The sequence below is a fragment of the Luteolibacter pohnpeiensis genome, from assembly GCF_016595435.1.
GTDB classification, from domain to species: Bacteria; Verrucomicrobiota; Verrucomicrobiia; order Verrucomicrobiales; family Akkermansiaceae; genus Luteolibacter; species Luteolibacter pohnpeiensis.
The window spans coordinates 1-21865 of the sequence record NZ_JAENIJ010000003.1 but is presented as its reverse complement, the minus strand read 5'-3'; the positions used below and the strand labels follow the sequence as shown (position 1 = coordinate 21865).

General features: G+C 53.5%; 21 protein-coding genes. 11 read left to right on the top strand and 10 right to left on the bottom strand.

Annotated features, from left to right (window positions below):
- Positions 1-180 precede the first annotated feature (180 nt).
- From JIN85_RS02350 to JIN85_RS02330, 5 genes are all read left to right on the top strand, one after another.
- Positions 181-927 (top strand): fasciclin domain-containing protein, encoded by a 747-nt coding sequence (locus tag JIN85_RS02350; RefSeq protein ID WP_200267269.1) that lies wholly within the window; start codon positions 181-183, stop codon positions 925-927.
- A gap of 89 nt (positions 928-1016) precedes the next feature.
- Positions 1017-1889, top strand: coding sequence for a YihY/virulence factor BrkB family protein (locus JIN85_RS02345; RefSeq protein ID WP_200267267.1), 873 nt, complete (start codon positions 1017-1019; stop codon positions 1887-1889).
- 34 nt (positions 1890-1923) lie between these two features.
- A complete protein-coding gene (locus JIN85_RS02340) occupies positions 1924-2205 on the top strand; it encodes a hypothetical protein (protein ID WP_200267265.1) in 282 nt (93 codons plus the stop codon).
- Positions 2206-2301: 96 nt separating this feature from the next.
- Positions 2302-3429 (top strand): NAD-dependent dihydropyrimidine dehydrogenase subunit PreA, encoded by a 1128-nt coding sequence (gene preA / locus JIN85_RS02335; protein WP_200267263.1) that lies wholly within the window; start codon positions 2302-2304, stop codon positions 3427-3429.
- Positions 3430-3516: 87 nt separating this feature from the next.
- The gene (locus JIN85_RS02330; RefSeq protein WP_200267261.1) at positions 3517-3978 is read left to right on the top strand and encodes a hypothetical protein; all 462 of its coding nucleotides are present in this window, start codon (positions 3517-3519) and stop codon (positions 3976-3978) included.
- A 37-nt stretch (positions 3979-4015) separates the two neighbouring features.
- Here the strand turns inward: JIN85_RS02330 and JIN85_RS02325 are convergent, their stop codons facing one another.
- The 3 genes from JIN85_RS02325 to JIN85_RS02315 all read right to left on the bottom strand — a co-directional run bounded on the left by JIN85_RS02325 (position 4016) and on the right by JIN85_RS02315 (position 6209).
- Positions 4016-4258 (bottom strand): hypothetical protein, encoded by a 243-nt coding sequence (locus JIN85_RS02325; RefSeq protein WP_200267259.1) that lies wholly within the window; start codon positions 4256-4258, stop codon positions 4016-4018.
- Positions 4259-4303: 45 nt separating this feature from the next.
- On the bottom strand, positions 4304-5086 hold the full coding sequence (locus JIN85_RS02320) for a DUF3050 domain-containing protein (RefSeq protein ID WP_200267258.1): 783 nt from the start codon (positions 5084-5086) through the stop codon (positions 4304-4306).
- Positions 5087-5207: 121 nt separating this feature from the next.
- A complete protein-coding gene (locus JIN85_RS02315; protein ID WP_200267255.1) occupies positions 5208-6209 on the bottom strand; it encodes a Gfo/Idh/MocA family protein in 1002 nt (333 codons plus the stop codon).
- A 529-nt stretch (positions 6210-6738) separates the two neighbouring features.
- Here JIN85_RS02315 and JIN85_RS21855 point away from each other — a divergent pair.
- On the top strand, positions 6739-9993 hold the full coding sequence (locus tag JIN85_RS21855; protein WP_200267253.1) for a sialate O-acetylesterase: 3255 nt from the start codon (positions 6739-6741) through the stop codon (positions 9991-9993).
- Positions 9994-10072: 79 nt separating this feature from the next.
- Here JIN85_RS21855 and JIN85_RS02305 read toward each other — a convergent pair whose 3' ends face one another.
- From JIN85_RS02305 to JIN85_RS02285, 5 genes are all read right to left on the bottom strand, one after another.
- Complete coding sequence (locus tag JIN85_RS02305) at positions 10073-10696, bottom strand: LysE family translocator (RefSeq protein WP_200267251.1); 624 nt, start codon at positions 10694-10696, stop codon at positions 10073-10075.
- 8 nt (positions 10697-10704) lie between these two features.
- Positions 10705-11547, bottom strand: a complete 843-nt coding sequence (gene yaeI / locus JIN85_RS02300) for a phosphodiesterase YaeI (RefSeq protein ID WP_200267249.1) — start codon at positions 11545-11547, stop codon at positions 10705-10707.
- A gap of 80 nt (positions 11548-11627) precedes the next feature.
- Entirely contained in the window at positions 11628-12701 is a 1074-nt protein-coding gene (locus JIN85_RS02295; RefSeq protein ID WP_200267247.1) for a CNNM domain-containing protein, read from the bottom strand.
- Positions 12702-12821: 120 nt separating this feature from the next.
- A complete protein-coding gene (locus JIN85_RS02290; protein WP_200267238.1) occupies positions 12822-13190 on the bottom strand; it encodes a hypothetical protein in 369 nt (122 codons plus the stop codon).
- A 9-nt stretch (positions 13191-13199) separates the two neighbouring features.
- On the bottom strand, positions 13200-13751 hold the full coding sequence (locus tag JIN85_RS02285) for a hypothetical protein (protein WP_200267236.1): 552 nt from the start codon (positions 13749-13751) through the stop codon (positions 13200-13202).
- 217 nt (positions 13752-13968) lie between these two features.
- Here JIN85_RS02285 and JIN85_RS02280 point away from each other — a divergent pair, with 217 nt between their 5' ends.
- Together JIN85_RS02280 and JIN85_RS02275 are read left to right on the top strand one after the other, a co-directional pair.
- The gene (locus JIN85_RS02280; protein ID WP_200267234.1) at positions 13969-14367 is read left to right on the top strand and encodes a hypothetical protein; all 399 of its coding nucleotides are present in this window, start codon (positions 13969-13971) and stop codon (positions 14365-14367) included.
- Positions 14368-14532: 165 nt separating this feature from the next.
- On the top strand, positions 14533-14697 hold the full coding sequence (locus tag JIN85_RS02275) for a DUF4250 domain-containing protein (protein ID WP_200267232.1): 165 nt from the start codon (positions 14533-14535) through the stop codon (positions 14695-14697).
- Between the two features lie 35 nt (positions 14698-14732).
- Here JIN85_RS02275 and JIN85_RS02270 read toward each other — a convergent pair whose 3' ends face one another.
- Positions 14733-16193, bottom strand: coding sequence for a translocation/assembly module TamB domain-containing protein (locus JIN85_RS02270; RefSeq protein ID WP_200267230.1), 1461 nt, complete (start codon positions 16191-16193; stop codon positions 14733-14735).
- 233 nt (positions 16194-16426) lie between these two features.
- Between JIN85_RS02270 and JIN85_RS02265 the strand changes: the two genes are divergently transcribed.
- The gene (locus JIN85_RS02265; protein WP_200267228.1) at positions 16427-17206 is read left to right on the top strand and encodes a segregation/condensation protein A; all 780 of its coding nucleotides are present in this window, start codon (positions 16427-16429) and stop codon (positions 17204-17206) included.
- Between the two features lie 100 nt (positions 17207-17306).
- Here JIN85_RS02265 and infA read toward each other — a convergent pair whose 3' ends face one another.
- Positions 17307-17609, bottom strand: a complete 303-nt coding sequence (gene infA, locus JIN85_RS21190) for a translation initiation factor IF-1 (RefSeq protein ID WP_200267226.1) — start codon at positions 17607-17609, stop codon at positions 17307-17309.
- 209 nt (positions 17610-17818) lie between these two features.
- Between infA and JIN85_RS02255 the strand changes: the two genes are divergently transcribed.
- A complete protein-coding gene (locus JIN85_RS02255) occupies positions 17819-19195 on the top strand; it encodes a UDP-N-acetylglucosamine--peptide N-acetylglucosaminyltransferase SPINDLY family protein (protein ID WP_200267224.1) in 1377 nt (458 codons plus the stop codon).
- Positions 19196-19484: 289 nt separating this feature from the next.
- A partial coding sequence (locus tag JIN85_RS02250; protein WP_200267222.1) for a discoidin domain-containing protein occupies positions 19485-21865 on the top strand: 2381 nt, incomplete at its 3' end.

Below are 21865 nucleotides of genomic sequence, written 5' to 3'. Positions count from 1 at the left end.
AAGACTTTTACCTATGCATGGTTTGGTTGAAATTCCGAATTATATCAATTCCTACATCATACTGACTGTGTGCGAATTACAGATACTAACATTCCGGCACCGAATATGCGATTGGATCTCAACAACCTTCATCACCGCCATGTGATGCTTGTGTCAAACAAACCTCATCCCATTGATCTCATGAAAACTTCAATTCCCAATCACCGTTCCATTTGCCTATCTGCCGCCACCCTGGCATTAATTTTTTCCCTTGGAGCAAACGCTGAAACCGTATCGCCACCAGTCGTTGGCACCCCACCCGCTGAATGGCATAAATCGACACCCGCTTCTAACGAAAAGGAAACTCCTGCCATTCCCGAATCTGGCGTCAATAAGGCCCAAGCAATCGACATCAAGCCCGTTGATAAAGACGTGGAAAAAATCATGGAGAAAAGCGAAAAGCCAGCTCCGGAACTGACCATCACAGAAATCGTCAAAGGCTCGGAAGATTTCACCACGTTTGTTGCTGCCATCAAGGCCGCCGGAATGCAGGACACCTTGAAGGGTGACGGCCCCTTCACCGTTTTCGCCCCGACGAATGAGGCATTCGACGCGCTGCCAGAAGGAGTTTTGGAAACTCTGATGAATCCGGAAAACAAGGAAATGCTGAAGAGCTTGCTGTCCTATCACCTCCTTAACCAAAAACTGACCGCCGAGGACATCGTTCCAGGAGACTACAAAACAGCTGAAGGTGAGAATTTGATTTTCGCGGCAACCGATGATGGGTCGATCACGCTCCAGGGAGCCAAAGTCATTCGCACCGACATCATGGCCACCAATGGCGTGATCCATGTCGTCGATAAGGTGCTGGTTCCACCTACGATGACCATCGAGCCTGCAAAGGAAAATCCAGCATCGACGACTGCGGCAAAAACCGCAGAGCGCTAAAATCCCTCTAACAGAAACTCATATTCTAACAGCAGCCCTTCGAATACACAGAAGGGCTGCTGATGGGTTTGCAAGGATCGCGAATGATCATGACTCCCTTCCAACTCCTCAAGTCCGCTGCCAGCGAATGGATGTCCGATAAATCCATGCGACTGAGTGCAGCCTTGGCCTATTATTCGGTCTTCTCACTCGCCCCGTTATTGATCGTCGCCATCTCCATCGCTGGTGCGATTTTTGGTGAAGATGCGGCGCGTGGAGCGGTTCGGGATCAATTGACTGGTGCCATTGGCGATGACGCAGCCACTGCGGTTCAGGAAATGATCAGCGGCGCTCATAAAAGCGGCAACAACGCGATCATGGCGGTTGTGGGAGTCTTGGTTTTATTGGTCAGCGCCTCCGGGGTATTCGCTCAACTCAAAGATGCCATGAACACGGTGTGGCAAATTGAGGTGAAGCCGGGTCGCGGCATATTAGCCATCGCGAAAGATCGAATCCTTTCCCTAACCATGGTCTTGGTGATCGGCTTCCTGTTGTTAATTTCATTGTTACTCTCAGCCGCTGTAGCTGCGACCACCGATTATTTGGCGGCAATTCTGCCCATCCCCGGGTTCCTCTGGCTCTTGGTGAGCTTCCTCATCTCCATCTCGGTGATCACGTTGCTTTTCGCGATGATTTTCAAAATTCTTCCTGATGCGACGGTGAAGTGGGAAGATGTCTGGATCGGCGCATTTCTAACAGCTTGTCTATTTTCAATCGGCAAACTCCTGCTCGCGCTTTACCTCGGTCGGCAAGAGGCCGCGTCAACTTATGGAGCCGCTGGCGCATTGATCCTGATCCTGAGTTGGGTATATTACTCCTCCAACATCCTGCTTTTCGGCGCAGAATTCACCCAAGTTTATGCACGCTCCAAAGGGCGACGCATCGAACCCAAACCCGGTGCGGTCCGCGTCGGCTCGGCATGATTTTCTTTAATCCCTTATCCAACCCAAACCTCCCATGATCAAACAACTGACCGAACCATCTAACGATTTCGCTCCTGTTAGTGCCCCTTCAACTGAATCCGACATCACCCTCGCGCTGAAGCTCGCAGCCCGTGAGAAGGCCGCGGAGGCTCAGGAATTAGCAGCTGCAAAAGCCCAGGAACTCAAGGCATTTGCCGCAGTCAAACTCCAGCAAGCCAAGCTGCGTGCGGAATATGATACACGCAATCATCCGGGCCGGAATCTCATGGTTGCATTTGCGATCGGCTTTGGCCTTGGACTGATTTATCGCAAGTAAATCCCCAGTCATGGCGTTTCTGCGTTTACAGAATTTTCCAATCAGGCATGCTTTTAGCTTCCCCTGATTCCTTTACCCCCAAACCCTTGGAAAATCATGGCTACGCTGGAAACGACCGTCGACGGTCTGAAATTCAAGAACCCGTTCGTGATCGGCTCCGGGCCACCCGGAACCAACGTCAAGGTCATCAAGCGCGCCTTCAAGGAAGGCTGGGGTGGAGTCATTGCGAAAACCGTCAGCCTTGATCCATCGAAGGTCGTCAATGTTGGGCCACGCTATGCCAAGCTCTATGCAGCCGATCAAAAAGAAGTCATCGGTTGGGAAAACATTGAACTGATCAGCGATCGAAAATTCGAAACCTGGCTTGATGAATTCAAGGAAGCCAAAGACGAATATCCCGAGGGCATGCTGATCGCCTCCGTGATGGAGGAATATCGCAAGGACGCATGGTGCGAAATCATCGAACGCTGCCAGGATGCCGGGGTCGATGCCTTCGAGTTGAATTTTTCCTGCCCGCACGGCTTGCCCGAACGAAAAATGGGCGCTGCCATGGGCCAGGATCCGGCAATTCTTGAAGAAGTTTGTGGTTGGGTCATGGACGTCGCCAAGATCCCGGTTTGGGCCAAGATGACCCCGAATGTGACCCACATTGAGGAGCCGACGGCAGCCGCTCTGAAATCCGGTTGCCAAGGAGTTTCCGCTATCAACACGATCCGCAGTGTGATGGGCGTCAATTTGGAAACGCTGCGCCCGGAACCTACCGTTGAAGGTTATACCACTCCCGGCGGCTATTCATCCAAAGCGGTGAAACCGATCGCACTTCGGATGGTGATGGAGATCGCGCAGCTCATCAAAAAAGAATTTCCCGGCCGATCATTATCGGGATTGGGAGGCATCGAAACAGGAGCCGATGCAGCTCAATTCATCCTGCTTGGCAGCAATACCGTTCAGGTATGCACTGGCGTGATGAAGTTCGGCTACGGCATGGCAAAAGACCTTTGCGAAGGGCTTCTGGAATTCATGGAGAGCAAAAAATTTGAGACTCTCGATGATTTCCGTGGACTCAGCCTTCCCTACTTCACCACCCACGCAGAGTTGGTCCGGATGCAAACCGAACGTAAAGCCGAACAAGCTGCTGCCAAGGAGCGGGCCGCCATGGTTAAAAATGATGCAGAATGGGATGGCGACGATTTCGTCCAGCAATCCGATGCTCTATCGCGTTAGGCAGTTCATTCGACTCTGAATAACTATTTTGCTTCATCGAATTTAATCGCATCTACGATGCAATCTGACAGCATTCTGAAAAGTTCGATGAAAAATCCTGCCAGCACGTATCAAGAAGCATTCGATGCCGAGCGAAATAGCATTCGCATCTTGCTACAAACCCAAACTCCCATCGAAGTGGCACAAAGGTTGACCAAAAATGGTTGGCCATGGGAATGGGCGTGCGCGGCTGTAGAATGCATCGAACTACGCGAAAATCCAGCGAGCTTGCCCCATGGGTCCGCTGCCAATCAACGATACCGAGAAAAATTAGAGTTAAAGGCCAATCTCGGACTTGGTCTTTTAATCATCGGATTGCTATTTTCGCTGTTTACTCTTGTAGTAGCTTTCAACTTTGGCGGAACTGCTATTATTGCTTATGGAGCAGTCATTTGCGGTGCAGGCTTATGGCTCAATGTTCGTCCGAAACTCAAATTCTTCCCCAATCGTCGACTCCCTAAATACCAGCCACCAAGAGACCCTAAAGTCTACTCACCTGACAGCTATTAACTTATTGAGAGATCGGCTTCCTTGATTTGAGAGCTCGTCATGCGTTCGGTGCATCTTGATTAGTAGTAGCATCTTTGGGAATCACTTTCATTTCTATTATGGATTTCTCCAAGGCTTTAAGGGCGAAAGCCATTGTTGCAGCAATGCCAAAAAGGACCAGAAAAGCTATCCCTATCGGAACTGCCCATAGCTCCTTCGGATCCATGTTCAGCAGCACCATAAAGCACCACATCATTGAAAAGACGGCGAAGCCAAAAAGCATAAACGAAAACTTCTTCACCTCGCGAAAGTGAAGTGATTCAATGACGCTTTCAATCCATTACCGTTACTTCGCCTTTTTCTCCAGCATCTCTGCAATCCCATCCCACAATTTCAGCCGCGCTTCTAGAGCAGCGGCAGCTGCATTCGCCGCCTCATTTTGAAGTGCAGAATCATCGCCACATAGCAGCGCAACCATTTGTCGGCCCATCTCGCCGTGCTCGTCACCATCGAGCTCGATATGCCGTTGCAGATAATAACGAAATTTGCTGAGCTTGCCTTGTGTCGAATCGTCCACCTTGGCCACAAGTTCGCCGAACATGGCCGGAATCAAATCCTCACGACCGTAGGTGAACGCCGCCGCGATTTCATGCAATTTGCCGCCGGTTAACACTTTGAAAGTATGCTGAACGAAATCGAGCACGCACTGTGGTGCCTCGATCTCCGCCAAGGCGACTTCCAGCCATGCACCGGACCGTAGTCTGGCAATCACTGCCTCGATCGGCCCGGTGTCCGCGCCGCATTCCTCCATCGCATGCAGGTAAATTTCATAATGGCTCCCGGGCTCACCACCGATCGAAAGATCACTTTCCTCACCCAGCACGATCTCATTGATCAAGCGCGCGAGCTTCGGTTCCTTGGCTGGCAGCCACGGCACTTCCACGCAGGTAAGGCCACGCTGCAAGGCCTTCAACAGCGACATGAAATCCCACACCGCAAACACATGATACTCCATGAAACAGCGGATCGACTTGAGATCCGTAAGCAGTGGATAAAGCCGGTGCTCCAGCAACTGCTGCCGGATGGGGTCCAGTCGTGGTGCCAGATTGGCGGGAAAAGTCGTCGTCATGCGCGCATGGATTCTGCCCCGCTGCGGCACAATATCAAGCCCCACCGCCACGTGGATTGCAGCCCGTTTGCGAGTCGTTAGCGCTCAATCCCCCGCTCCATCGGTCGGCTGCTATTGGCTGCTATTCTTCGCCTGGATATTTCAGGCCGATTTGTGCGCGAATGCGGTCCATCGTTTCCATCGTCGCCAGGGTATCTGCGTGCGAAATCATCGGGCTTTCGATCTCTCCCGATCGCAAACAGCGCATCGCCTCCTCCAGCTCGTGGACATAGCCTTGGCCTCGACGGGGCGCACGCACGGTTTCGCTATGATTTCCCACCGTGAGAGTTGCCTCGTTTGCATCGAGAAATCGGGATGGGACACGAATGAATCCGTCCTCGCCACCGATTTCGAGCGGGCATTCGAATTCGGTCCGCATGCTGCAGGTGAACCGCGCCACCCCGCCATGCTCGTAGCGCATCAAGCCGGAAACCATTTCGTCCACCCCGGTTTCGGCGAAATCCGCCATCACCTTGATCTCGACCGGTGCACCACCACCCATGGCGAGCTGGCTCACCGTCAATGGATAAACGCCCAGATCCAGCAAGCCACCGCCACCCAGCTCCGGGTTCAACCAGCGATCCTTCGGATCTTTCGATAGACCCACACAAAACGAAGATGAGACCAATCGCGGTTTGCCGGGGCCGACACGCTCTTCCTGCAGCCATTTGCGGACAACTTGAAAGACCGGTAAACAGCGCGTCCAGACAGCCTCCATCAGGAACACATTTTGCTGTTTGGAAATGGCGATCAGCTCACGAGCTTGAGCCGCATCCATCGTCATCGGCTTTTCACAAACCACCGGCTTGCCTGCAAGCAGCATGCGCTTGGCGGATTCAAAATGAGCCGGATGGGGCGAAGCAATGTAGACGATGTCCACGTCCGGATCCGCAGCCAATGCCTCCTCCCCTTCCATCGCACGACGAAATCCGAATTCTTGAGCGAACGCCTCTGCCCGATCCAGGCTGCGGCTGCAAACCACTTCCAGCACGGCGTTCGGAGTCATTTGAAGATCCCTGACAACATCACGGGCGATCCGACCAGGGCCCAGCACTCCCCATCTCACAGTGTCAGCATTTTCCATCAAACTCATATCCTGACCCTCTGCGCGATCCTCCCCTCCCGGCAAGCGAGAATTTCGGCCCGAATTTGGAGACGCATCCACATGAGAGATTTTGTAGCAGGAATATCTTGATGGTTATCAGGCACTCTCAGGCGATATGACAATTATGCACAAAATGAACTCTTCGATAGATAACATGCACAATTCGATTATGACTCATCATTTTGCAGCAATTTTGTTAATTATTTATGCTAACCAAACTCCAAGACCGACCCAGAAAATTACGTTTCGATAAACTCCCTCAAATCCTTGAAAACAACGGTGCCCACCTTTATGCAAATTTACATAATTCACTCATATTCATGGTATTGAAAATGGATGACATCTTATAATTTCACCCTAACAAACTAAAATTCACGCAATTCAATGCTTGTCACCTAATTCGAAAATCAAGAGCATTCGAATCACTTGGAACGCACCGATTTGATCGGTTCATCGAAAGACCCTATTTTTATTCCAAGTGTTCTATAACATAACAAAAACCTCAGTCGTGAAGTCACCTTTCCCTTATCTCTTGCTGCTAGCTACGATGGCGCATGGAGAGATCAACATTCAAACCGAGCAATCGACGACGGCACTGGCCTTCGCTGACCAGGCGAGTGCCACCGATCTCATCAACAATGGCCAATCTACCTTGGCAAGCGTTACGGCCACCTCCACCAGTGCCACCTTCCCAGCAACAGGAATCAACGATGGCGTCTACGCAAACAGCCCGTATGCCGCGAATACCTATTTCCAGGCAACCACGGATTTCCCTGCGGAAGTCACCTACGATCTGGATGTTTCGGTGAATACGAATGGCTACGACATCACTTCGATCGATACCTTCATGGGCTGGGCAAACTCCGCTCAAATCCAGGCGAATCAGGATTTCACCGTCGAGGTCAGTCTCGTCGGCTCATCCGGATACATCCCGCTGAGCAATGTGTTGTATCAACCCTTCTCAAGCACCGGCGGCACTTATGAAAGCCACGTCAAATTAACCGACACGGAGGGAGTGATCGCCAGCGGAGTCGATAGCATCCGCTTCATTTTTGGCGATCCAGGATCAACCATCACCCCGAACCCGGGAACGGTGATTCGGGAAATCGATGTCGCCGGCACACCTTCGGCCGCCGCTCCCGAGCTACCCGCCGTTTCGGTGAATGCAACGTGGAGTGATACGGATGCAGCCTTTGCGGAAGACGTGATGACTTCCGATTTGGTCAATAGCGGCCAGCCAACCTTCAGCTCACTCACCAGTTCGATCGCCCCGCAATTCGGAGCCGGTGGCCAAAACGATGGAAGTTATGGCCTGGCCTCCACATCGTCCGCAGCGTTCTACCGCACTGGTGGCGGTCGGCTTCCGGCGACTCTCACGTTCGAGCTGAACGTCGGGACCAATACCGGAGGTTACGTGATTTCCTCCGTGCAAACAATCGCTGGCTGGAAGTCCGGAGGTACCCAAACCTACGCCAACCAAAAGTATTCCCTGGAGTATCGACTCGTCGGCACATCGACCTGGCTCGCAGCACAAAGCGTCGACTACAGCCCGTTCAGCAGTGCGAGCAACACCGCCGCGATCTCAAAAGTCGTCCTGTCCTCGCCAACGGGAATCATCGCCAGTGGAGTGGACGCAGTCCGATTCAATTTTGAAACCCCGACCCGAGGGACTGGCACCAACAACGGCATCGTGATCCAGGAAATCGACGTGGCTGGATACGCCGTTGGCGATGTTCCGAAACAAGCCACGATCGAGCGTCCATCAACCCGTGAAGTCATCCAACGCGGTGACTCCAACACCGCCGACATTCCCATTTCCGGAACCTTCAGCGGCACGGGCGACCGGATCGAGGCCCGCGCAGTCGTGATGGATGGCACCACGAACAATGGCACCACCACCGATTGGCAAACGATCGTGACCAATCCGACTGCGGGCAGCTACTCGGGCACCCTGAGTGGGGTTGCCGCTGGCGGTTGGTATCAGATTGAAGTTCGCGCCGTCACCGACGACACCCCTTCCGCGACTGCGGTGGTGGAAAAAGTCGGAGTCGGTGATGTTTATGTCACCGCCGGCCAATCGAATTCCGCCAACGATGGTGGCCCGGCTTATACTCCGACCGATGACCGGGTCAGCGTCCGGCTTTCGGTGTCCGGCTCCACCTGGCGTCACGCCTACGATCCGATGCCGATTGCAACCGCAAGCGACGGCTCGGTTTGGTCACGCCTCGGCGACAAGCTCGCTGCCGCCACCGATCTCCCCATCGGGTTCATCTGCGTGGGCGTCGGCGGCACGCAAACAAGCCAATGGGTTCCCGGCCAATCTCACTATGACGATCGGTTGAAACCAGCCGTGCAATCATTCCCGGACCACGGATTCCGCGCGGTCTTGTGGCACCAAGGTGAAACCGACTCGGTCTACAGCACGACTGCAGTGACTTACGCCGCCCGGATGGCATCCATCATTTCACAATCCAGAATCGATTGCGGCTGGGACGCCCCTTGGTACATGGCGGAAGCATCGTTCCATCCATCTGCGGTCCTGAAGCAGGAAGAACCGGTTACCGCCGGGCAGCGGGCGACGATTTTCGCCGATCCACTGGTATTCATCGGACCTACGACAGACGGTTTCCATTTGGAAGATGCAAACGGCGGAAAACTCAAAGACACCGTCCATTTCAACGCGGCCGGTATGGCCGATCACTCGGATCAATGGCTGGAAATTCTCAACGGAACTCCAGGCATGACACCACGGAACGGCAACTTCGAGGACAACCGGGACTCCACCATCACGGGTCTGGGATTGCTTTCCGATGACGCTTCACAACTGGTCACCACCGATACCAACACCGATTCCCCATCCATCCTTGGCTGGCGCATTCTCACCGCTGACGGCCAAAACGCAGCCGATGGAAGCAATGGAATCTTCAACCCAGGCAGTGCAACCTACGCGGGTGCAGTGGACCGCATCCAAAGCGGTGTCATGTCCCACATGAACGGTCGCCATGTCGCCGTTCTCGATGGCGGCTCCGCTGGAAATTACTTCCTGCACACCACCCGGGCCTTGGTAAAGCCCAACACCGCGCACGTTCTCAAGGTCGCGCTCGGCGTTCGCGATGACCCATCCACCTTTGGCGGTGCAACCATCGAAATCCTGGCCAATGGTGAAACCGTCGCTTCCGCTTCATTCAGCAAGGAAGACCTGGACGCCATGGAAAACGGTAACGCTGCCGGGACATTCACCGACGTGGGGCTCACCTACACCACCGGAGATACCGTCACAGCCAACCAAGTCCTCGCCATCCGTGTGATCAAAACTGCGGGAGCCGGAACTGTGCTCGATTTCGACAATGTTCGATTCCTTTCCACAGAGGTCGGCTATCCGGCATACCAAGCACTTTATTGGGAGAACACCGAAGATTCAGCAGCTGCGAACGATGCGGACCCCGATGGCGATGGCCTGAGCAATGCGATGGAGTATGCCCTGGGCTACCATCCGCTGGTGGCGAACTCGCTGCCTCAAGTCCAGGTCAGCACCGGCGAAAACGGCACCGTAGCCAGCTACAGCATCCCGCTCAACCCGGACGCTGCAGACGCATCTATCGAGCTGGAATACTCGTATGATTTGGTCACCTGGTATCCGGTCAGCAGCTCGGAAGACGAAGATGTCACCAGCAGCCGTCTCACCGATTCATGGACCGTGGAAATCAATCTGGTTTCGCATCCTAAAGCGTTCTTCCGCTTGGTGACACCGGAAGACTCCTGATCCGAATCACGGATTCAGAACGATTCAGGATCACCCCGCTCTCCTCCGAGGGCGGGGTTTTTCTTTTCCCATTCAGAGCTTATTTGATCAACAGAAGCCCGATCCCTAACAAGCAGAAGATCCCGCCGGAGATCCAGCGTTCCATTTCACCAAACTTCGGGTGGCGTCTGATCCAGCCGCCGATCGATCCCGAAAGCAGGGCGAAGCAGCTATCTCCCACATAGCCCATCAACACAAAGGCAACTCCAAGAATCAGCAACTGGAGCCACATCGGGCTCGTTCCCGGCGAGGTGAACTGAGGTAAAAATGCCAACAGGAACAAGGCGATCTTCGGGTTGAACAATCCCACCATCATGCCCTGGCGGAAAACAGCTGCCGCATTTTCCTGTTGGAACGTCGGATCTGTCACAGGCACTGGCTTGGTCATGAATTTTCGAATTCCCAGATAGAGCAAGTAGCCAGCCCCCAGATACTTCAACATCGCATACGCCAGCGGAGACGAAGCGAAAACCGCCGATAAGCCCAACGCAGCCGCGAGTGCATGGCTTAAATTTCCAACAAAAATCCCAGTGACCGATATCAGCGTCGATCTAACGCCTTGGCTGAAACCTCGTGCCACGATGTACAGCACCGCAGGCCCGGGTGTTAGAATCATCGCGACCGTTGCCGCGAAAAACAAAATCAACTTGGATTCTGAAAACATCGTCGCCGTCAGGAAAGATCTAACAAACTCACCTCAGGTGGGCAATTGAGCCGGACCCCGTGAAGATTCCCCACACCGCGTGTGACATGAACTTTCCGTCCCCGCCAATCATGCAACCCTTCTGCCATCGAGCGATCCTCAACGGGCAAAATCGGCCGCCAGCCAAGCACTGGAATCACCAACTGCCCGCCATGGGTGTGGCCGGAAAACATCACGTCCCAGCGGTAATCCGCCACGCGCTTCTTCGTATCTGGATTGTGCGCCAAAAGTAACGTGGGGATCTCATCGGTCATTTCACGGTCCACACGATCAAGGCATTCCTCCGGCTTGACTTCCTTGCACCAAAGATCTCCCAAGCCAGCGATGCGCAACCGCTGACCCGCCACTTCAATGTCTTCACGCTGATTGAACAGCAGCTTGACCCCGACCGATTTCAAATCCAGCTCCAGCCGCCGCGCGACGGACATCGGCTTGTGCTCCGGCCAATAGGGCAAATCATGATTTCCAAGGCAGGCATAACAATTGGGCTGACCTTCCAATGCCGCCAGATGCTTCGGGTAATCTTTGAATTGAAAGTCACCGCCAGTCACAAAGTCACCTGTTAGAAAAACCATGTCCGGCTTGTGGGAAAGACCGATCCGAACCGCTTCGGAAATTAACCACCAAGGCACCACGCTGGAAGCATGCAGATCCGAGAGATGCAAAACCCGAATCGGTTGTTTCAACCCAAGCCCCGTGATTTTCTTGAAGGTTGTCTCTAACAACTTCGCCTCGCGCTTGCCTTCAGCGATCCCGCCACCAGCCGCCAAAAGCGATCCTCCGCCCAGCGCGAAAAACTTTCGTCTGCTCATCTTCCACCTCATCGCCGCGCCTCTTATCCTGACAATTCTCGGTTCTGTCGATGCGAGAATCGTGGCGATCCAGCAGCCAGCTAATCGGCTTTCGGCACTTCCTCCTCCAACACGATGCCCATCTTTTTGGCGCGCTCATGCCATAGCGTGCGAGCATGTGTCTGGAGATCAGCGACTTTGTCTTTCTCATCCACAATCTCAAAGCCGAAAATCGTTTCGATCACATCCTCGAAACTCACCAATCCTATGGTGGTGCCGAATTCATCGGTGACCAACATGATCTGATGCCGTTCAGAAATAAATCTTTGGAACAACACATCCACCGGCGTGTATTCCGGCGTCACTGCGATCGGCCGCACGACTTGTTCCAATGTCCCGGTATCATCCGCGTCCTTCAGGTGCGCGATCAACGCTTCTTCACGAATGACAAACCCGGTCACCTCATCCCGATTCGTCTTATAAACCGGAATTCGGGTGAATGGTTTGCCTTCGATTTTTTCCACAAATTCGACCAAGCTGGTGCTTTGCGGCAGCGCAAAAATCACCGGCCGCGGCGTCATGATGTCTTTCACCTTCATGCCATGTAGCTGGATGAGGTTTTGCATGAATTGGCTTTCACGCGGTCCAAGCGATCCTGATTCCGCCGCCATGCGCGCCATCGCCAGAATTTCTTCCCGCTGCATGGTGTGACTTTCCCCGCCTTTCGGAGTGATCAACTTGGTGATCTGCTTGGAGCACCATACAAGTGGCTTGAGAGTGGTTGTTAGAAAAACCAGCATCACCGAAACCGGAGCTGCCAGTGGAACCGCAAACCTCGCCCCCAGAGTTTTGGGAATGATTTCCGTGATGACCAGGATCGCCAAAGTCAGGCCGCCTGCAAAGATCGATTCTCCCACATTCCCAAACAAACTAGCATACTGTGCACCCGCGCCAGCCGCGCCCATGGTGTGAGCGAAGGTGTTCAGGGTCAAAATCGCGGAAAGCGGGCGATCAATATCAGACTTCAGCCCCTCCATGCGCTCTCCCCATTTCGCCCCCTTTTCCTTTGCGCCTGCGATCGAAGCCGGAGTGATCGAAAGCAAAACTGCCTCCAAGATCGAGCACAGGAACGAAACCGTCAGTGCCAACAGAATGTAAATAATCAGCAGAGCCATCAGTTGTATCGGCCGCCGCATGGCGGGTTCTGCAAGCTAAGGTCGGCTTCTTCACCGATCAAGATCCATTTCAGAACCGCGCAAACCTCTCCAACATAAAAAGGCGGGACCAAGCGCTGGTCACTTAATGCCCTCCGATAGGGCAAATTCCAAAGGCAGATCGCGCTTGTTCCAGAACTTCGTCAGCCTGGCCTCAATCTCCTCCGGAGCTTCATCCACCATCTCATTGGGCCTCCCCCGTCTGCCAGCCTGTTCTAACATTTTTCGAACCACCTGCTGCCGATCAGGTCCGCCATTCAGGTAATAGTGGGTCAGAAGTAACGCAGTTCCGTAAGCTCGGTAGCGATCATCCGGCGGAAGTTCCTCCATCAACTGCACCCATCCCCGCCCTTCCAAATGGAGCACTTTCGATACCGGAACGAGGCGAATGGTGGGTTGGCGGGTCGTTCCCAATCTTCCTTTTAAATGATCCCGGACAGCCGCATCCATTTTGCTGAATTAAAATCTCCCTCCGCCGCTGTGCGCTGCAGCGAAATATTCCGCGATGCCATCGATAAACCAAGGCGGCAATCTCTCCATCTTTTCATGCATTCCCAGATGGACCAATTCATGCACGGCAAGATCTTCATCCACCGTCGGCGTCCGTGCTGTTCTATGAGCCACCACGGCGTTCAAAAAGTAATCCGCTCGAATCAGCACCCTTGCCTGTCCACGACCGAGATAAAATCCGGCCGACCCTTTGGCAGCGCCTGCCTGCTCGTAAGCCGCGCCCTCTGCAAAAATCGAAATTTTCGGCATCTCCCGGGTTGGTGGAGCAGCCACGGGTAACGCAAATGCTTTCAAGGCGGCGGCGGTCGATTCCCCAAGCACGGCCAAGCGTTTCACCGCAGACTCCGGCACTTGGCCGATGGATTCCAATTCGAAATGCGATGTCTTCCAAATGCGGCGTCCACCTTCCCTCGATTCTGCGGGTCCCAGTGTCACCACCACAGGCGCCACCTCCTGCGCCAGGACTGCAGGGAACCGCGCAAGTATCAGAATTAAGGACACCCACCATCCATTCGGCATTTCATGCTTATAGAAAGCATCCTTCGATCTCACAACGATCAATTGTCTGCAGGAACCCCAGCGGGAGATTCTTCAATGCATACTGATTTTCTGGCATCTACACCGAATGGCTCCGGTGCCAAGTCCGTCGGAGTCCGATGTGTGAAAAGTGATTTTAGCGCTTTGCAAAGCGAACCACCCTCATTTAGACCCGCGCGAAATGTTTTCTCAGGAACCAATTGAATGGCCAGATGAAGTTGAGATTCTCATCGATCGACTTGAAGGTGAGTCCGCAAAGCGCGAGCTCACTCGCGAAGAACGTGCTGTGATCGATGTCTATGAAACCGTCCCCATTCTCGAAAGCGAAGATGGATTGCATGAATTTTGGCAAAGTGGGGTGGACCATCAACGGGTGATCAACTCCTTCGAACTGATCGGTGCGACCACCCTTGTCGATCCGCTCAACGCCAGCCGCTGGTGTGGAAACCGCAGTCAGGATCGCAACGACTACAGCGAAACCGAGGCGGATTACCTCGCAACGATCGAAGAAGAGCTGCCTGGCGGATTGGATGAGGTGCTCGACCTGCTGATGGATTTCATTGAGGAAGAGCTGGAGTAATCCCGCCTGCCGGTGACTGCTGCCCCGCATTGCGGTCACTGAATTCGAACAAACTGTCGGAAAATCAGAGCAGATGATGTTTCCGGCAGCCATCACCTTTCTCTTGCGAGTGATACCTGAGGGTGCGATTTTTTCCGCACTGTGGATTTATCGAACTACCTGCAAATGGACCCGCATCTTTTGCTGGGCTTGCTCAATACGGAACTGCGCAATCACTGCGACTCATTGGATGATCTGGTGAAAACCCACGATCTGGATCAAGAGGAGCTGATCGCAAAAATGTCAAAGTCCGGCTACACCTATCAGGCGGAGCAAAATCAATTCCGCTAAGGTGCAGTCGTAAAAATACAAGTGATGCGGCCAGCTCAGCGTTTGCCGCCTTTGTAAATCTCTGAAGCCATTTTCAGAGTGATATTGCCGATGCCTGCATCGATCGGCACTTTGACCACAACCCGGCCAGTCTCAGGATCGACCGGGTATTTCGCGGCCAGCATTTCAGCGCGATCAAAGGCATTGGCGTTCAGGGAAATTTCGAACTCTCCCTTATAGCGCATCGAGCTGGCGACGCGTTCCGCAGCTTCTTGCTGCAATCGGGTTAAATCCTGCCCTGCAGGTGAAGCACCTTGATCATCGTCCTTTGACGGCTCCGCATACTTGCCAGAGCCGGAGCCGACATCATCGGAAGGGTCTTCAACGAAGAGATCAAACTGCGCAGACGATTGATCCGCACCTTGCGCGATCAGTTCCCGCACTTCTTCCGGTGTCGGGGTTCTTGCTTCAAGGGAGCCAGAGACGGTCATCAAGTCACCGCCGTTCAGTTTGACTTGCGATAGTTCCATTTTGGCACCGCCCGTTTTCAGTTTGAATGACCCGGACTTGAACTCAACGCGGCGGTAATTGTGATAAGCATCCACCACTGAAAGAGAGCGCAGCAACGGAAGGCTGTCGCGGAAAACCAGGCGATCCGAGTCGCTGATCGTCGCCGTGCCTTCCAAATTCACACCGCTTGGAGTGTTGAGTGATCCGGAAACCTTGAAAGAACCAGAAATGGTGCCATCCATAAATCGCTGGGCAGCTACGGGAATCAATGCAGACATGGGCACCGAGGTCATCACTGCCGTGCCAGACAAAGTCGGCCTGGAGCCACCTGTGATGTGCAATCCGGTGAGATCCAGATTCGCAGTGTCATCACCAAACCTGGCATCGTCAAAGGTGATGCCCTCCGGCGTGCAGGTGGCAGCGAGGTGAATGATTTTCAAGCCGCGGATCCAATTCTGGCTGAAGGTGCCGCCTTTCAAATCGACTTTCCAGCCTTCCGCAACGCGCTGAATGCGAGCTTCCGCGCCGTGAATAGATCCTTTCGTTTGATCCGAGAATCCCCAACCCATGTTGAAGTCATTGATTTGCAGGGCACTTACTTTTACCCGGCCGTATGTCTTGAACAAAGCCTCGCCGATTTGCTGCGCAGCTGCATCATCGTCAGCGCCCGCACGCATTTCCAGATTGGCGGACGCGGCGGTGATCAAGCCTGTGTCCCAAGCGCCGGTGAAACCGTCCAGCAAGGACATTTCACATTTCATGCTGGTAACTTTCAACGAATCAAAAAAGGCGGCCTTAGAACCTTTCATTTCCAGATTCACCAGATTCAGCTGCCCCTCGGTCCGCTTGAATCCGTTCGTTTCCAAATCCTTTGCGCCAAGGGAGCGCTCAATGGAGTCCTCCACCTCCTTCTGGAATGGCCGACCATCGATTCGCATCACCAAGTAGCCCCATCCAATTAGAGCCAGAACCACCAAAAAAGCCAGCAGCCGGAAGCACAGCTGCATGAAATGGAATAGAAGGCCTTGCGACTCGCCGCCAGATCCTGAGTGCCGAAGTTGAAACCAAAAGCCCTGACTTGCCACCCATTGGCTTAGGCGTTCATTGAAATTTTGCGATTGCTGGGACTCCATAAAGTTTGACTCGCCACAGGGACGCAGGAAGCTAAACCGCAGCCGCTCATTCAGACCAGTGGAAATTTGCCTCGCACCACCACTTTCAATCGCATAACACCCGACCCGTGGAAGCCAATGACTATAAAGTGCGTTTGGAAATCTTCGAAGGTCCTCTCGACCTGCTCCTTTACCTGATCAAAAAGGACGAAGTCGATATCCAGTCGATCTCCATTGAGCGCATCACCCGGCAATACCTCGACTACATCAACACTTTCAAACTGCTGAATATCGATCTTGCTTCGGAGTTCATCGTCATGGCGGCAAATCTGATGTATTTGAAAAGCCGCACCTTGCTCCCGAAAGTCGATCAACCGCCGGAAGAGGATGCGGAAGAAGACGATCCACGCTGGGAACTGATCCGACAACTGATCGAATACAAGAAATTCAAAGACGCCGCCGGATTTCTATCCATTCGCGAAATGGAACAGGAAGGCCGCTTTGCGCATCAGCCCGAAAAGCAGGATCTCACGCCCAAGGAGCCGGTGCCATTGGCGGAAGTCTCGATTTTCGATCTGATCCGGGCGTTCCAGAACGTTCTCAAACGCTTCGAGGAATCCCACGATTTCGGCGACATCATCGACGACCGTTACACCGTTGCGGACAAAATCGAATTCATGCTCGAAAGCTTCGAGCCCGGTGTTGCCCGTCGATTCGAAGATTTATTCCAAACCGCAACCACCAAAGCTGAGGTCATTGTCAGTTTCCTCGCAGTTTTGGAATTGATGAAGTTGAATCAATTCGTCGTCCGACAAAATAGTCTGCTGGGTGAAATCGTGATTGAACGCCGCAGCCTGAACAGCCTGACAGAAATTGAGGCCGCTGAAACCGACCAAATCACTGATTGATTGGCCTACAGTTTCGCAACGTCGAAGCGCCCGGCCTCTCACTAGAGACAAGCTGCTATGATGGCAGCCGATGAAGTTCAGAGGCTGCACTCGCGAAGGATCAGCCCAAGCGGAAAACGATCCGTGCTTTGGTGAGGTCATAGGGTGACATTTCCATTTTCACCCGGTCACCAACGACCAAACGGATGAAACGTTTCCGCATTTTTCCGGAAATGTGAGCAAGAACTTCATGCCCGCTGGCCAGCTTGACGCGGAACATCGTGCCGGCGAGAACGGATGAAATTTCGCCTTCCACCTCCACGGCTTTTTCTTCACCTTCCTTGACCGGCTTTCTGGACGGACCAAAACGGCGGTTATTTCCTCGTGAAGAATTGCTGCGTGATTTATTAGGGCGGGGAGGCATGGAAAAAGTAAGAATAAGTCGGAGGGAAAAACTAAAATGCCTCCGGCAGGCAGATTCATACCCCAGATTCGAACGTTCTTCAATCCCAAAAACACGCTTCCCCTGAGAACGGGACAAGCAGATGCTTGCCAATGTCTGCTACAACCTCCATTTTCCCTGCACCCCGCCACCGATTGTGGTTACAAAAAAACTGAAGACAGTCCCAAGCCATGCCTGAGATCACCGAAAAGGACCTGCCAGCAAACATTAAGCCATTGTGGCTCAAAGCACTCAGTGCAGTCCAAGCTTCCAACCCCACCTACACCATCAACTTGGTTCAAGCCATCCTCAAGGATAACCCCGGTTTCCTTGAGGGCCGCAAATTGCTCCGGAAATGTGAAATTCAGCTCGCCGGCAGTGCTCCTAAGAAAAAAGGCGGCCTTTTTGGCGGTGGAAGCAGCAAACATTCTGGCGTTGCGAAAAAAGATCCCGCAGCTGCACTTCCACTGATCGAAAAAGATCTGGAAAAAGATCCGTTGGATGCTGCGAACAACGATTTGTTGTTCGATTGCGCGGTTCGCATGGATCTTCCTGAAACTGCTGCCTTCGCTCTTGAGACCATCCGCAAGGGTGCTCCGGAAGGAAACATCAAACTGCTTCACAAGCTGGCTGATTTCTACATTTCCCAAGACAACCACCTTGCCGCCTCTGAAGTCTACACCGACATCACCAAATTTGTTCCAACGGATTCGGTGGCGGTCAAAGGCGCGAAAGACTCATCGGCCAAAGCGTCCATGCAGAAACAACGCTGGGACGAAAATGCGGACATCCGCTCGCTGATGAAGAACACTGCGGAGAGCGAAGAACTCGAAAAAGCTGCCCGCACCGGCTTGACCCGCGAGCAACTTGAAGAACGCCGCGACAAAATCATTGAGCGCTACAACGCCAATCCAAATGATCTCGCTGCCTCCAAGGACCTTGCCTCGATCTACGAGCAATTGGAAGACTGGCAAAACTCCCACACCTTCTATCAATGGGCCTACTCACTCAGTAACGGCGACGTCGCCCTTGCAAACAAGAGCGTCCAGATGAAGGACCGCGCTGCGGAAATCCAACTGAAGAATCTCGAAGCTGCCGCCGCTGCCGATCCGGAAAATCCGGAGCTTCAGCAGCAACTTGCCGAAAGCAAAGCCGCGCGACTTGTCGAGCAAGTCGATGAGGCGAAAAAGCGCGTCGACCAAAACCCGACCGATCCTCAACTGCGCTACGAACTTGGCCACGCTCTTTACCAAGCAGGAGATTACAGTGCGGCAATCCCTCACCTCCAGCAAGCAACCCGCAACCCTCACATTCGTACGAAGGTTCTGCTTACCCTCGGTCGCACCTTCAAGCAGAAGGGCATGTTCGACATCGCCGTCAAACAGCTCACCGATGCTTTGGCTGATCTCCAGGTGATGGATGCCACAAAGAAGGAAATCCTTTACGAAAAGGGCATGATCCACGACGAAATGGGCGACAAAGCTGCCGCCCTCGACTCCTTCAAGCAAATCTACGAAGTCGACTACGGCTATCGCGATGTTGCGACCCGGGTGGAATCATCCTACTAATTCCGCTCTTACCGCAATTGCTTTCATAAGCCGAACTCCCAAGCCGGAGTTCGGCTTTTTTATGATTCTTACATGAGTGATATGACTACTTGGTTTAGGTCGATCACTTAGCTGCAAATTACGATTTCCAGCGCAGTTTTTGCTAACGATTCCTAAGTAAAATCAAGGCTCATTCGTTTCCAAAGACATTGGCATTCATGTTACGATAAGTTCACACAATGGGTCTGTTTCCCCGCCCACTCAGTGGCACTTTGCGCGCCGGTCGCCTTGGTTGTGACCGCCCGTTCTCATGAAATCGAAAAATCGTATTGTTCTACTTTTCACACTTTCAAGTTTTGTCATCACGACAGGCTTTTCGAGTGCTCAAACCAATCATACTTGGAATGGCACTGATGGAGACTATCTGACTCCTGCAAACTGGACCCCGGCGACTGCCCCTTCCGCCACAGACCCTGTCGCTATTTCCGCAGGCACAGTAACCACCACCACGGAGCTTTCCCGGGCTGCGGAAACCACCCTGTCCGGCGGCATTCTTCAGGTGACAGGTGTCAATTTCCTCAACGCAACGGACGCAGCTGCCACGCTGACCATCAACAGTGGCGAGCTTCAGCATTCGGGAGCATTTTTCGTTGGCGCCAGCAATCTTGAGGGAAAAATCGTCCAGAATGGCGGCACACTCACTTCCACAGTATCTGACGGTTGGTATCTGTCACAAAATGAAGGGTCCAATGGAACCTACGAGCTGAATGGCGGCACGCTGAACGTGATCGATAACTCCACCAACATTGATGAGGAGATTCAGATCGGCATCCAAGCCAATTCCGATCTCTTCCATCTCAACGGTGGCATTGCAAATTTCTCTGCGGCAACTACGGGACGGCGTTTTTATGTCTCCCGCAATGCGACGCTCAAAATCGATTCAGGTACTCTGAACGCCGATGCGTTCCAATATTTCATCATCGGCCGCCAAAGCGCCACCAACACCCTTTCCAAAATGGAGGTGAATGGTGGTGACATCAACCTGACCAACACGACCGGCGCATTGATCGTCGGAGCCGGAAACGGTGGGGTTTTGAATTTCAACGGAGGAACGCTCCACACCAACAATGGCTCCATGTGGCTCGGTGATGGCTCGGCCGCTGGAACGGTAAACCAGACCGGTGGTGAAATCGATCTGGGCACCAGCAACATGACGCTTTCGCGCCAGAACAGCGGCACTTACCAAATGTCCGGCGGCCACCTTTCACTTGGATCGATTGTCGTCGGCTCCGGCACCTACCCTCAATTTGCTCTGCAAGGTGGTGAGGTTGTCCTCACGGGAGATCAGCGGTCGATTGTCGATGAGTCATGGTTTTACGCCCTTGCTCCAGTGGAAGCGACTTACGACGAAGCATCGAATACCACGACACTGAGCGCCACCAAGCCGACCGGTAAGGAATCGACTTATCGCTACTACCGTTTCACCACCACACGCTTGCGCGATCGTTTCTCGACTGCGATTCAGTTCTCCGAATTCGAATTCCTGCACAACGGACAACTCGTCAATCTCAACGGCGTCACCGTCGACAACGGCGGTGCCACCACTCCCGATGCGGAAGGCCCAGCCAATGTCATCGACGGCGACGTCACCACCAAATGGTACCAGGGCGTCAATGGACCCCTCGTTTTCGATTTCGGAACTGCCACCGCGATCGACGGTTACCGCTTTGTAACTGCCAACGACTATCCGGATCGTGATCCACAACGCTGGACCTTGGAAGGCAGCTCGGACGGCTTGACATGGAACGTGATCGATCGGGTCATCTCCGACTATCCGATGACCACCAACCGCCGGGTGGAAACTCTCGACATTCCCCTTCCGACGGACGTTCCAGAAGAACCCGCTCTCACATCCCTGGACTGGATCGGCGACAAAAGCTCGGTCTGGGACGATGGACTGAACAACTGGTTTGCGGATTCAGCCACTGCCTGGGTGGATGAGGTCGATGCGATTTTCGGCGAACAAGGAACCAGCAAGGCCATCACGATCAACGGCACGGTTGTCCCATCGTTGCTTGAGTTTAACGCTGCGGGCTACAGCATTTCCGGCGGTTCATTCTCCCTGGACTCTGGAGTCATCGACACCAATTACGATGCCACTATCAATTCGGTGATCACGGGATCCGCCGAAATCCGCAAGGGTGGCGACGGAATTCTCGAACTCACCGGCCAGAATACTTTCACCGGCAAAACCAACGTCCGCTCTGGCACACTTCTGTTTACAGGATCCGCCAGCAGCACCGGTAACGGTGGCTTGTTGATGGCTAACGAAACCGGCGCCAAGACCATCCTTGAGATGAACAGCACCGGTTCGCTGACCTATTCCGGCAGCGCTCTGATCGGTAACGCCACGGACTCCGTTGGGATTTTCCATCAAACGAACGGCACGGTCACCAGCGGAACGAGCGGTGCCTACTTCACGGTTGGTAACGGCTCGAATGCCTATGCGGAATTCCGTTTGGATGGTGGAACATTCAACGCATCCACATCTGGCCCATCCGGCATCCGCATTGGTTTCGGCGGCAGCTACGGCAGCCTCGTTCAAACCGGCGGAACCCTCAACTGCCCACGCTACCTCGCTATCGGTTCGGCTACAGGAACCGGGATGGCTTCCTTCCTCTCTGGAAACGC

Bases quoted from the DNA above. Each gene is read 5' to 3' on its own strand.
- JIN85_RS02270 (WP_200267230.1), bottom strand. From the start codon at position 16,193: ATGCAGCTGTGCTTCCGGCTGCTGGCTTTTTTGGTGGTTCTGGCTCTA.
- infA (WP_200267226.1), bottom strand. From the start codon at position 17,609: ATGCCTCCCCGCCCTAATAAATCACGCAGCAATTCTTCACGAGGAAAT.
- JIN85_RS02280 (WP_200267234.1), top strand. From the start codon at position 13,969: ATGTTTTCTCAGGAACCAATTGAATGGCCAGATGAAGTTGAGATTCTC.
- JIN85_RS02320 (WP_200267258.1), bottom strand. From the start codon at position 5,086: ATGACGACGACTTTTCCCGCCAATCTGGCACCACGACTGGACCCCATC.
- JIN85_RS02290 (WP_200267238.1), bottom strand. From the start codon at position 13,190: ATGGATGCGGCTGTCCGGGATCATTTAAAAGGAAGATTGGGAACGACC.
- JIN85_RS02340 (WP_200267265.1), top strand. From the start codon at position 1,924: ATGATCAAACAACTGACCGAACCATCTAACGATTTCGCTCCTGTTAGT.
- JIN85_RS02350 (WP_200267269.1), top strand. From the start codon at position 181: ATGAAAACTTCAATTCCCAATCACCGTTCCATTTGCCTATCTGCCGCC.
- JIN85_RS02305 (WP_200267251.1), bottom strand. From the start codon at position 10,696: ATGTTTTCAGAATCCAAGTTGATTTTGTTTTTCGCGGCAACGGTCGCG.
- preA (WP_200267263.1), top strand. From the start codon at position 2,302: ATGGCTACGCTGGAAACGACCGTCGACGGTCTGAAATTCAAGAACCCG.
- JIN85_RS02330 (WP_200267261.1), top strand. From the start codon at position 3,517: ATGAAAAATCCTGCCAGCACGTATCAAGAAGCATTCGATGCCGAGCGA.
- JIN85_RS02345 (WP_200267267.1), top strand. From the start codon at position 1,017: ATGACTCCCTTCCAACTCCTCAAGTCCGCTGCCAGCGAATGGATGTCC.
- JIN85_RS02315 (WP_200267255.1), bottom strand. From the start codon at position 6,209: ATGGAAAATGCTGACACTGTGAGATGGGGAGTGCTGGGCCCTGGTCGG.
- JIN85_RS02255 (WP_200267224.1), top strand. From the start codon at position 17,819: ATGCCTGAGATCACCGAAAAGGACCTGCCAGCAAACATTAAGCCATTG.
- JIN85_RS02295 (WP_200267247.1), bottom strand. From the start codon at position 12,701: ATGGCTCTGCTGATTATTTACATTCTGTTGGCACTGACGGTTTCGTTC.
- JIN85_RS02275 (WP_200267232.1), top strand. From the start codon at position 14,533: ATGGACCCGCATCTTTTGCTGGGCTTGCTCAATACGGAACTGCGCAAT.
- yaeI (WP_200267249.1), bottom strand. From the start codon at position 11,547: ATGAGCAGACGAAAGTTTTTCGCGCTGGGCGGAGGATCGCTTTTGGCG.